The sequence below is a fragment of the Dinghuibacter sp. genome (genome assembly GCF_035492835.1).
GTDB lineage: Bacteria > Bacteroidota > Bacteroidia > Chitinophagales > Chitinophagaceae > Dinghuibacter.
Genome location: NZ_DATJIY010000046.1, coordinates 1 through 11,021, shown reverse-complemented (window position 1 = coordinate 11,021; position 11,021 = coordinate 1). Strand labels below are relative to the sequence as shown.

10 protein-coding genes are annotated in these 11,021 nt (G+C 61.6%); 7 read left to right on the top strand and 3 right to left on the bottom strand.

Features of this window, described 5'->3' with window-relative positions; all coding sequences use genetic code 11:
* From VL547_RS04235 to VL547_RS04215, 5 genes are all read left to right on the top strand, one after another.
* The coding region (locus VL547_RS04235) for a hypothetical protein (RefSeq protein WP_325575535.1) at positions 1-190 on the top strand (190 nt) is incomplete at its 5' end.
* 12 nt (positions 191-202) lie between these two features.
* On the top strand, positions 203-1,264 hold the full coding sequence (locus VL547_RS04230; RefSeq protein ID WP_325575533.1) for a serine hydrolase domain-containing protein: 1,062 nt from the start codon (positions 203-205) through the stop codon (positions 1,262-1,264).
* A 58-nt stretch (positions 1,265-1,322) separates the two neighbouring features.
* A complete protein-coding gene (locus tag VL547_RS04225) occupies positions 1,323-2,657 on the top strand; it encodes a DUF5723 family protein (RefSeq protein WP_325575531.1) in 1,335 nt (444 codons plus the stop codon).
* A complete protein-coding gene (locus VL547_RS04220) occupies positions 2,654-3,154 on the top strand; it encodes a YceI family protein (RefSeq protein ID WP_325575529.1) in 501 nt (166 codons plus the stop codon). The genes VL547_RS04225 and VL547_RS04220 overlap by 4 nt, the downstream gene beginning before the upstream one ends.
* Positions 3,155-3,202: 48 nt before the next feature.
* Positions 3,203-4,045: a class I SAM-dependent methyltransferase gene (locus VL547_RS04215; RefSeq protein ID WP_325575527.1), complete on the top strand. Its 843-nt coding sequence runs from the start codon at positions 3,203-3,205 to the stop codon at positions 4,043-4,045.
* Here the strand turns inward: VL547_RS04215 and VL547_RS04210 are convergent.
* From VL547_RS04210 to VL547_RS04200, 3 genes are all read right to left on the bottom strand, one after another.
* On the bottom strand, positions 4,032-6,437 hold the full coding sequence (locus VL547_RS04210; protein WP_325575525.1) for an ABC transporter permease: 2,406 nt from the start codon (positions 6,435-6,437) through the stop codon (positions 4,032-4,034). The two genes, VL547_RS04215 and VL547_RS04210, sit on opposite strands and share 14 nt — an antisense overlap.
* Positions 6,438-6,546: 109 nt before the next feature.
* On the bottom strand, positions 6,547-7,509 hold the full coding sequence (locus VL547_RS04205; RefSeq protein ID WP_325575523.1) for a hypothetical protein: 963 nt from the start codon (positions 7,507-7,509) through the stop codon (positions 6,547-6,549).
* Positions 7,510-7,559: 50 nt separating this feature from the next.
* A complete protein-coding gene (locus VL547_RS04200) occupies positions 7,560-8,042 on the bottom strand; it encodes an SRPBCC domain-containing protein (RefSeq protein ID WP_325575521.1) in 483 nt (160 codons plus the stop codon).
* 98 nt (positions 8,043-8,140) lie between these two features.
* Here VL547_RS04200 and VL547_RS04195 point away from each other — a divergent pair, with 98 nt between their 5' ends.
* Both VL547_RS04195 and VL547_RS04190 read left to right on the top strand, forming a co-directional pair.
* On the top strand, positions 8,141-10,546 hold the full coding sequence (locus tag VL547_RS04195; RefSeq protein WP_325575519.1) for an ABC transporter permease: 2,406 nt from the start codon (positions 8,141-8,143) through the stop codon (positions 10,544-10,546).
* 8 nt (positions 10,547-10,554) lie between these two features.
* A partial coding sequence (locus tag VL547_RS04190; RefSeq protein WP_325575517.1) for a class I SAM-dependent methyltransferase occupies positions 10,555-11,021 on the top strand: 467 nt, incomplete at its 3' end.

The following is an 11,021-nucleotide window of genomic DNA, read 5'->3' as shown; positions in this document are numbered from 1 at the left end:
GATCGCGACGCCGCTGTCCTGGCTCTTTATGCGTCACTGGCTGGACCACTATGCCTACCGGATGTCGATCGGCTGGTGGATATTCGCGGTCTCAGGCGCGGGCGTGGTGCTCCTCACGGTGGCCACGGTGAGCTTCCAGGCGATCCGCGCGGCCCTGGCCAACCCCGTCCGTAGTCTGCGATCCGAATAGTATATTAGGACCATGAAGTATTTTTTGATCCTGGCCCTGCTGGTCCAGCAGGGCTTTGCCCAGCTTACCCCCCGGGAGACCCGCGTGGTCGGACGGCTCCAAAAAGACCTGACGGCGGGCCTGGGCGGTCTTCCGCACGAAAGCATCTCCGCCGCGCTCATAAAGGACGGGCGCGTCGTCTGGGCGCAGGCCTTTGGCGAGGCCGACACCAGCACCATTTACCGGATCGGTTCGCTGACAAAGGCGTTCACCACCGTGGTCCTGATGCAGCTCGTGGAAAAGGGCAAGGTCTCCCTGGACGACCCCGCGGACAAATACGTCCCGGAGGTGCGACAGATACCGGGCTACACGCCCTTTACGCTGCGCCAGCTGGCGTCGCATACGTCTGGGCTCCAACGGGAGCCGGACCTTCGTCAAAGGGATATTGGAACCGTGGATCAATGGGAAAACAAGGTCCTGGATTGTCTCCCCCACACCGCCTACGCCGGCACGCCAGGGCAGCAGTACCTCTACTCCAACATCGGTTTCGCCATCCTGGGGCTCTGCCTGGAAAGGGCTGCGGGCGTCCCCTATATACAGCTGGTACAGGACGGCATCTTTACGCCGCTGGGTATGCAGGACTCCTACTTCATCATGCCCGCCGACAAGCTGACCCGGTTGGCGCCGGGTATCGCCAACGACAAGGACGGGCACGTCAATATGAAAATCGCGGTCAACGAATTGAAGGGCCGGGGATACCGCGTGCCCAACGGCGGTATTTTCTCCACACCGGGCGACCTCTCCAAATTCATCCTCTCCCTGGTGGGCATACACCCGGTGCTCCAGGCCTCGAGCCTGCGGACCATGCGCGACATACCGCCCGGTGGCGAGCACTACGGGCTCGGGATCGTCGTCAGCCGCGGACGGCTCAATGCCATCAGCCACGACGGCTCGGTACCGGGATACACGTCGGCGTATATGATCCAGGACGATAACGGCCACGGATATGGCCTCATCCTGATGCGGAACGTCAATGCCGGGCGCACCGACCTGGCGCTGACCTGCCGGGAAGTGATCAGGGACCTGGCGGAGTAGAAGCAACCTTCCCCCGGCTACCGCGTATATAGGAGTAGCTAACCATTACCAATCGGGTATGAAAAAACTACCTATGCTACTCCTTTGCGCGCACCTTACGTCGTGCGCGTTTGCCCAGGAAATGCTCGGCGTGCGGACCGGCAACTTCGCCGGTATACAGGGCGCCCTGCTCAATCCCAGCTCCATCGCGGACAGCAAGCTGGCCTGGGACGTGAACGTCGCCTCCGTGGGCGCGACCTTTGCGAACAACTTCCTGTACGCGCCAAAAAACCAGGTGCCCTTCTTTGGCTTCCGGCGCATCATCAAGGGCTCGATCGACGAAAACCTGTTCGACACGAAATTCGACCCCGCGAACCCCAACAAACAGTTTAACGTCGCGCTGTCGGCGGAGGCGCTGGGGCCGTCTTTTTTTATGACCGTGGGACGTAGGCACAAACACGAGATCGGGCTGACGATCGCGGGACGCTCTTACGCCAGTATCCGCAACATTACGGGGCACCTGGGAGAAAACGCCTTTGACTATTTCCTCAACAAAAGCCTGTGGGACCAGTCCTTTCAGGACAATAGCGTTCGTGTCCGGTTCATGGGCTGGATGGAGTACGGAGCGCACTATGCCACGGTGATCCATGAGGACGAGCGGTATGAGATCAAGGTGGGCGGCGCGCTCAAATACCTCCAGGCATATGCTGCCGCATATGCTCGTAGTGCCCGGATCGGCTACACGATTCAGGACACGACCGGCATGGTCTTTACCAACACCAACCTCGACTACGGTCGCACGGACTACGGCGACTACGGGCCGCATGGCCACGGTTTCAGCGCCGACCTCGGCGTAACCCTTGTCCGTAAAGGCATAGGCAGCCTGGGTTTGTCGCTCCTCGACCTGGGGTCGGTCAACCTCCGCCACGCCGCCTCGGCCTACCACCTCCAAACCGCCGAAGGCGTATTTTCCGACTGGCACCAGGCCAAGTTCGCCAACAACGAGCAAGTGGACCGGACGTTGAGCGCGGTTTTTTATAACGGCGATTCGAGCGCTTCGTTTGCGGGGAACCATTTCCGGATGGGGCTGCCCACCGCCCTGAGCGTTCAGGCCGACTGGAATGTGTACCGGCATTTCTACACCACCCTGGCGATCGTCAAGGGACTTGGTATGCCCCGTCCCGATGTGTACGCCATTGTCCCGCGGTACGAAACGCGCTGGGGCGACGTCAGCCTTCCGGCCTCCCTTTTGTACTATGGTCATTGGCAGCCGCGGTTAGGGCTTGCCGTCCGGATCGGCTATTTTTATATCGGCGGCGATGAAATCGGGCCCTTGCTCCGCCTCCACGACCTGGACGCGGTCGACTTTTACGCCGGCGTACATATTTTCTTTACGCAAAAACACAACATATGAAGTTCCTACCGCTTTTGTTCGTCTTGTTCCTCCCGCAATCGTCGACCGTCGACACGTCGAACGCCGTCGTTTCCTTTTCTGTAAAAGGACCGCTGGGCGGGACCGTGCACGGCACGCTCGGCGGCTTGAAAGCCGATATCAAGTTCGACGAGCACAACCTCTCCGCCTCGTCGATGCACGCCACCGTCGACGTCAAAACCATAAAGACCGGTAACGACAAGCGGGACCGCGACTTGTGCAACGAGTCGACGTGGTTCGACGTCGCCAAAAACCCGACCATCGCGTTTACATCCCGGTCGATCACCAAGGCCGCCTCCGGCTATGCCGCCGCGGGCGACCTGACGATAAAAGGCGTGACCAAACCCTATACAATCCCCTTTACCTTCGACGGAAAGGTGTTCAAGGGCACGTTCGTGGTCAAGCGCCAGGACTTCGACCTGGGGAAGATGGTGGGGGACGAGGTCACGGTGAACCTCACGGTGCCCGTGAAGCGCTGACGCCGCCCTTGACGATATGACGCGGGATTTCGTATCTTTTAAAAAAAAATGGATACGGCTCTCGAACAAATACGCGACACCCAGCGGGCGTCCTGGGACAAATTCTCCCCCGGTTGGGAAAAATGGGACGACGTCAATATGCGCTTCCTGGGTCCCGTGGGCGGCGAGATTATCCGCCGGCTGGCGCCCGGCCCATCCGACGTGGTGCTGGACATCGCCTCCGGTACCGGCGAGCCCGGTCTTTTGATAGCGCCCTCGGTACAAAAGGTCGTCATCAGCGACCTCTCGGAGGACATGCTCGCGGTCGCGCGCGCCAAGGCTCACGGGCGGGCCAACGTGGAGCTCGTCGCCGCCGACGCTTGCGCCCTCCCCTTCCCCGACGCCACCTTCGACGCCGTCAGCTGCCGGATGGGTTTTATGTTTTTCCCGTCGATGGAACAGGCCGCCCGTGAAATGGCGCGCGTCCTCAAACCCGGCGGGCGCATAGCCGTGTCCGTTTGGAACATTCCCGAAAGGAATTTCTGGGTCACCGCGATCATGGGCGTGATCCATAAACACCTCTCTCCTCCCCCACCCGCGCCGGGCGCCCCCGGTATGTTCCGCTGCGCCGCCGACGGCCTGATCGCGGATATCTTTGACAAGGCCGGCCTGATAGAAGTGGAGCAATACGAAGTGTCCACGCAGCTGGACGTCGGTACCGCCGAAAACTACTGGACGATGATGACCGAGGTCGGCGCGCCCATCGTGGCGGCGTTGAGCAAGGCGGACGACGCCACGCACGAGGCCATACACCGGGAGGTGGTGGCGTTGGTCGAAAGTAAGTACCCGGCTCATGTAGCGATCGACGCCAGCGCCTGGGTGATCTACGGCGAGAGGCCTATTCCGTCCTGAGGCTCTTCACCGGGTTGGCCACCGCCGCCCTGATCGCCTGGTACCCCATGGTAGCCAGCGCCAGCGACAGCGACGCCGCACCCGCCAGGGCGAATATCCACCACGACAGGGACACGCGGTAGGCGAACTGTTGCAGCCAGGCGTGCATCGCGAGCCAGCCCAGGGGTACCGCGACGACAAAGGCGACCGCGACGAGCTGGAGGGAATCGCGCGAGAACAACGCTACGATCTGCCCCACGGAAGCGCCCAGGACCTTGCGCACGCCGATTTCCTTGGTCCGTTGCTCGGCCGAGAACATCACCAGGCCGAGCAGCCCCATACACGATATCAGGATGGCCAGCACGGCAAAGAGGATGGACAGCCGGGTGACCAGGACCTCGCTGGTGTAAAGCTTGTCGTATTCTTCATCGACGAACTGGCAGGCGAAGGGGTATTGCGGGTTGATGTCCCGGTAAACCTTTTTCAAGCCCGCCAGGGCTTCCCGTGTCCGGCCGGGTTGGGTCCGGGCGATGATGACGCCGAAGTCTTCGCCCTCCTTTACGTCCAGCAGGACGGGGAGGATGGGATCGCGGAGGGACTGGGTGTGGTAGTCCTTTATCACGCCGATGATGTGTCCGTGTTTGGCCCAGGCGGAGACGGCCTTTCCGATAGGGTTGGTCATCCCCATCTGGCGCGCGGCTTCCTCGTTGACCAGGAAGGCATCGGTCGAATCGGAGGGGTTGTCGATGGAGAAGTCGCGTCCGCGAACGACCTGGAGGTGCATCAGCTTCACGAAGTCGAACCCGACCGAGGCGGGTTTGACGCCGATGTACTGGTCCTTGGTCATACCGTCCCAGGTGATCGCGCCGGGCAGCGCCACGAAATTCATGGCGTGGGGCGTTTCGGAGCTGCGGTCGACCATCGCGACACCGGGCTGGTGTAACGCCTCCTGTTTGAACAGCAGATATTTGTCGCGCCGCGAGAGGTTGCCCTCGATCCGGATATATACCAGGTTCTCGCGGTTGTAGCCCAGGTCGCTGTGCTCGGCGTATTCGGTCTGACGGACGACGACGATCGTCGCGATCAGGAGCACAATGGACAATACGAATTGAAAGACCGTAAGGCTTTTGCGGAACCAGATCGCGCCCGCGGTAAAACGGAAGACGCCCTTGAGCACGCGCACCGGCCTCAGGGAAGAAAGGTAGAGCGCCGGGTAGCTACCCGCCACGACGCCCGTTACGAGCCATATACCGGTCAGCCAGCACCACAGGCGACCGTCCGTCCAGGGAAAAACGATCGCCTTGTCCGTGAACCGGTTGAACGCCGGCAGGAACACCTGCACCAGCACAAGCGATAACAGCAACGCCAGCAATGCGAAGATCACCGATTCCCCGAAGAACTGCCCGACCAGGCTCCAGCGCTCCGCGCCCACGACCTTGCGCAACCCGACTTCCTTTGCGCGGCGGACCGAGCGCGCGGTGGCCAGGTTCATAAAGTTGATGCAAGCGATAAGGAGGATAAAGAGCGCGATCCCGCTAAAAAGACGGACGTATTCGATCCGGCCGTCCCGCGGCCGGCCGTCGACGAAGACGCTGTGGAGATAGGCGTCTCCGTAGCGTTGCAACCCCAGCTCCACCTTATCCCCGCCGTTCCCTGCGAAGCGCTCGCGGATCATACGGTTGAGCCCGGCGGTGACTGCCGCGGGGTCCGCACCCGGCGCGAGCTCGACCAACGTCTGGAAGTTGCCGGACGCCAGGCCGAAATATTGGCGCAGCGACGCCCAGGTCGTGAGGTAGTCGAAGTGCATCGAGCTTTGCCCCGGCAGGTCTTCGAAGACCGCGCTGACTTTAAAGTCGAACCTGTTTTCCACGCGGATGGTCTGCCCGATCGCCGCGGCGGGGCTGCCCCAGAAGATGACCGCCATCTTGCGGGAAATAGCAATGTCGTCGGGGTCCCGGAGCGCGCCGGCAGCATCCCCTTCCAACAGCGGATAGCTAAACATCTTGAAAAAATCGGAGTCCGCGCGGGAACCCTCCAGCTTTACCAGCTTGTCCCGCACCTGGAACGTCTCCGCATGTCCCCAGGGCAGCTCATAGGCCGTTGCGTAATAGGTCGTATGCACGATTCCGGGGATGACATCTTTCGCTCCGTCGAGCGCGAAGAGCGGAAGCACCGGCCCCTGGCTGTATTTGATGGGCGTATTGTACCCGCCGGTACCGCCGCTCTTGGTATATACGGTATACAGCCGGTCGCCATGCACATGGAAGTTGTCGACGGCGCGTTCGTCCCGCACCCAAAGCAGGATGAACAGACAACAGGTCATCCCCAGCGAAAGACCCAGTATGTTGATGACGGCAAACCAGCGGTGGCGGACGATGTTCCGCCAGGCGATCTTGAGGTAATTGGCGAGCATGCGTGTTGCGGCGCTAATGCGATGCCAAAGACCTTTCGCCCTGATTGTCAATTAATTGTTGCTACGAATTGGATTTGCACTGTCTGCAAACGATACACCGGGTGTCCGCTCACCGCTTTCCGAACACCCACCGCTCCGCCGCCGCGGAATTGATCATGTCGTCGCTGTTGTGCCCGCTCCGTGGCACGACCTCGCAGGGCTGGCCCATATAGGCCGCGTAGAGCTTGCCCCTTTGGAGACGGAAGGCGCCCTCCATTTCGCCGGCGCAGGTCACGTCCAGGTTCTCGCCCCCGGGGTCGGTGTCGTCTTCCCCCAGGAGGATGACGATGTCGCGGTGGCGCATGTTGTAGAGGATGCGCTCCCTGCCCGCCAGCCGGGCGTAGTGGTTGAGACCCTCCAGCCCTTTGGGATAGCGGTTGTAGCTCGGGCAGCTGGTGCTGTCCGGGCGCACGAAGTGCACGCCGTCGAGCGGCCGGTTGGCGTCCGGGTACAGGTACGAGGACGGGTTCATCACGATAAACCGGAAGGCCACGGCCGGATGCCCGTCCGGTAGCGGGGTGGTCACCGAGTAACGCTGGACGAACTGACCGCCGGCCGAGTGCCCCATGACGACGACGTTTTTTATATTCGGGAAGTTCGGCCCGTCCATGACCGAGCCGATCAGCGAATCCATCACGGCATAGGAGCTGAGGGGATAGGATTCCGCCTCGTTGCCGTCGCGCCAGCCGGCGTTTTTCCAGACCAGGTAGTCGTCGCCCAGGAAGAAAAAGGCCTTGTCCTCCAAGGTCGCGTATTGCGGCGCGATGACCAGCGTATGGCGCTGCTCGCGCATGTGGTGCACCATGTCGTCGGCGTGATCGAAAATCGCGGGACCGTTGCCATACAGCCCGTGGATCACGATCAGCAGGGTATGTATGCCCGTATCCTTTTTGCCCAGCCGCTGGCTCGAGGAATACAACAAGACCTGTGTCTTGCCATTGCCATGCAGCTCGAAGGATCGGGGCGCCCGCGGCACGGGCCGGTGCGTCTGTGCTATGGTGAGGATGCCCAATAGAAGGAGCAGGCCGCGCATGCGCCAAATATAGGCGTTTACCGCCCGTATTGCAACACCGCTACCTTTCGTTATGCCGCCAACGTTTCGTCGAGGTTCCCCAGCGCAGCGGCGAACCCTTCCTTAAAGCCCATTTCCATGATCCGGTCCAGGTCGGCCGGGTTGTCAAAGGTCAGCACCACGGTAATCGACGTGCCGGTGGGCGTGGCGGTAAATTCGGTTTGCCAGAGGTGGCTGGGCGGCGCCGGCACGGTGTTGCCCTCCTCGTCGCTAAAGGCGTTGACGTGGACGATCCGTTCCTGCGGTTGTATGGTTTTGTACTCCGACTTGCACCAGTGCTTGTCCCCGCCAGGACCCACCATGGCGTAGTGCCAGCGGCCGCCCTCGGTAAAGTTCATGCTCTTTGTCTCGGCACGGTACGGCTTGGGCGCCCACCACTTGTCCAGCAAGGTTGCGTCGGTCCAGGCCCGCCATACTTTTTCACGGGGAGCGTTTACCGTGCGTTTCGCCGTGAGCTGGTTGCCCGACGGGGCCACTTCGTAGGTTGTTTCCATATGTTATGTTTTAATGTAACCATTCCGCATCCGGCCGGTATGCATCCATATACGGCCATTTGCAACTTCTCAGTTGCAAATATAAACATGCAAACAATATGTTGCGCATTATTTTTAGACAATTCCGCCGGCGGCGCGGGTACGCCGCCATCAACGTCCTGGGGCTGGCTTTAGGGATCTGTATCAGCCTGATAATCTATCGCATCGTGCGGTACGAAACGGGTTTTGACGACTTCCACCCGGGCGGCGACCGCATCTACCGGGTTGTCTGCCAGGAAAAAGACGGGCAGGGGAACGTCGATGGGATCGGGTTCGTCCAAAACCCATTACCCGGCGTTATCCGCCAGGAGACGTCCGCCTTTGACAACGTCACCGAATTCTGGAACTACTACGCCCGGGTGTCGGTCCCCGGTGGAAAACGGTTCTACGCGGCCCGCCGGGGCGAGGAAGTCAGCCCGGTGATCATCACCGAACCGTCGTATTTCGACCTGTTCCGCTACCAGTGGCTGGCGGGCAGGGTTTCGGATGAGCCCTTTACGGTGGTGTTGACCGAGTCACAGGCAACGCGCTACTTCGGGCCGCGGCCGCCCGACCAATGGATCGGGAGGGACCTGTATTACGGGGACGTATGGACGCCGGATTCGCTCCACCTCACGGTCTCGGGTATCGTCAAAGACTGGGAGGGGCAATCCGATCTCGCGTTCAAGGACTTTATTTCCTTTGCGACCATCCGGCACAGCTTCCTGGCCGGTGAAATACACCTGGACCATTGGGGTAACTGGAGCCCGACCACCCAGGCGTTCGTGCGGCTCGCCAAGGGCGTTTCCAAGACGACAGCCGAAGCGGCCTTCCCGGGTATCGTACGGCGGCACGTCCCGCCTTATACCGGCCACATCGACGAGCTCCGTCTCCAACCCTTGTCGGACCTGCACTTCAACAGCCTCTACCGGGACGACTACGTGCGCAAGGGCAGCCGGCCGGCGCTGTATGCGCTGATGGCCGTCGCCGTTTTTATCCTGCTCATCGCCTGTATCAATTTCATAAACCTGTCCACCTCGCTATCGCTCCAGCGGGCCCGTGAGGTAGGCGTGCGGAAAACGCTGGGCAGCAGCCTGGGACAGCTGCGCCGCCAGTTCCTGCTGGAGACCCTGGCGCTCACCGTGATGGCCGCGGCGCTCGCGCTCCTGGCGGCGACGCCGGCGTTCGGCCTGGCCCGGTCGCTCGCACCCCAGGGGATGACGTTGCGTCTTTGGACGCCCGATGTGTTTGTCTTCCTCGCGCTGTTGACCGTCACCACCACGCTCGTGGCGGGTTTTTATCCCGCGCGGGTACTCGCGTCGCTCCGGCCCGTGGAGAGCCTGAAGGGGATGACCGGTTATGGAGGCGGCGGCTTCCTGCGCCGGGCGCTGATCGTTTTCCAGTTCACCGTGTCGCTGGTCTTTATCATCGGCACCCTCGTCATCGGGAACCAGGTCCGCTATATACTGCGGGCCGACATGGGCATCAAGCACGGCGCCATCGTAACACTGTACACCGGGTGGAACGACGGTTATGAAAAGGCCAGCCGTTTTGCGGAGCGGATAAGGAACCTCGCGGGGGTAAAGTCTGTCTCCGTCCACCAGGAGGCGCCCGCCGCCAAAACGCACCCGATGTCGAACCTAAGACGGGTCGACGACCCCTCGTTCAGCATGGCCCTGCCCTTCGAGGTGGGCGACGAGCACTATGTGCTGCTCTTCGGCCTGCAGCTGCGGGCGGGGCGCAATATCCGCCACTCGGACACCGTGAGTGAATTCCTGCTCAACGAGTCCGCGACCCGCGCGCTCGGCTACCGCACCCCCGAAGCGGCGCTGGGCGCCCGTCTCCAGGTCGGCTTCGACGACTCCCGGGGCACGGTCGTGGGTATCCTCCGCGACTTCCACGCGCAATCGCTGCGGGAGACGATCGCGCCGTTTTTCTTCACCTCCTACGCGCCCGGCGAAAGGGCCGTCAGTATTTCGATGTCCTCCGACGTCCTCCGTCCCATCCGCGCCCTCTGGGAACAGTATTACCCCAACGAGCGCTTCGACTACCACTTCCTCGACGACAGCATCGCGCGTCTATACGAGACCGAACAAAAGACCGAACGACTGATGAACATCGCGATGGGCGTCGCCATCTTCATCTCCTGCATGGGCCTGATCGGCCTCGCCACCTACACGGCCCAACGCCGCGCCCGCGAAATCGCCATCCGCAAGGTCCTCGGCGCCCGCGTCTATTCCCTGCTGGCGCTGCTCAGCGGGGAGTTTGTGCGGCTGACGCTCCTGGCGTTCCTGATCGCCTCGCCTATAGCGTGGTATTTTACCTATAGCTGGTTACAGGATTTTGCGTACCGCGTGTCCATTGGGGTTGGGGTGTTCGCGGCGGCGGGGCTTGTCGCCGTGGCGCTTACGGTGCTGTCGACGGGTTACCAGGCGTTGCGGGCCGCGCGCGCGAATCCGGTGGACAAATTGCGCGCAATTTCCTAGCTTGAGGCATGAACTATTTCGCCTCCGCGGCCGCGGTTAGCCGCTACGCCCTCGGCCGGCCCGACGTGCATGCGCGCAGCGTGGATCAAATCCGCGCTTTTTGGGGCCTCGACGGCCCCCTCGACACCGCCCTTGACGTAGCCTGCGGCACCGGCCTTTCTACCGGCGTGCTGCGGGCGATCGCCTCCCAAGTATACGGAACCGATATTTCCGCGGATATGTTGCGGTTAGCCGTCCCGGTCGACGGCGTTTTTTATGTGGAAGCCCCGGCCGAGGAGCTGCCGTTCGGCGACGGCGTGTTTGATATCGTTACGGTATCCTCCGGCGTACATTGGTTCGATATCGATGCCTTTTTGGCCGAAGCCCGCCGGGTTCTCCGGGAAGGCGGCTGGCTCGTCCTCTACGACAATAATTTCGACTTCCCGCTAGGCCCGGACGACGCCTTCCGCCAGTGGTGCGCATCCGTTCACTTCCA

Bases quoted from the DNA above. Each gene is read 5' to 3' on its own strand.
- VL547_RS04230 (WP_325575533.1), top strand. From the start codon at position 203: ATGAAGTATTTTTTGATCCTGGCCCTGCTGGTCCAGCAGGGCTTTGCC.
- VL547_RS04200 (WP_325575521.1), bottom strand. From the start codon at position 8,042: ATGGAAACAACCTACGAAGTGGCCCCGTCGGGCAACCAGCTCACGGCG.
- VL547_RS04225 (WP_325575531.1), top strand. From the start codon at position 1,323: ATGAAAAAACTACCTATGCTACTCCTTTGCGCGCACCTTACGTCGTGC.
- VL547_RS04195 (WP_325575519.1), top strand. From the start codon at position 8,141: ATGTTGCGCATTATTTTTAGACAATTCCGCCGGCGGCGCGGGTACGCC.
- VL547_RS04210 (WP_325575525.1), bottom strand. From the start codon at position 6,437: ATGCTCGCCAATTACCTCAAGATCGCCTGGCGGAACATCGTCCGCCAC.
- VL547_RS04215 (WP_325575527.1), top strand. From the start codon at position 3,203: ATGGATACGGCTCTCGAACAAATACGCGACACCCAGCGGGCGTCCTGG.
- VL547_RS04205 (WP_325575523.1), bottom strand. From the start codon at position 7,509: ATGCGCGGCCTGCTCCTTCTATTGGGCATCCTCACCATAGCACAGACG.
- VL547_RS04220 (WP_325575529.1), top strand. From the start codon at position 2,654: ATGAAGTTCCTACCGCTTTTGTTCGTCTTGTTCCTCCCGCAATCGTCG.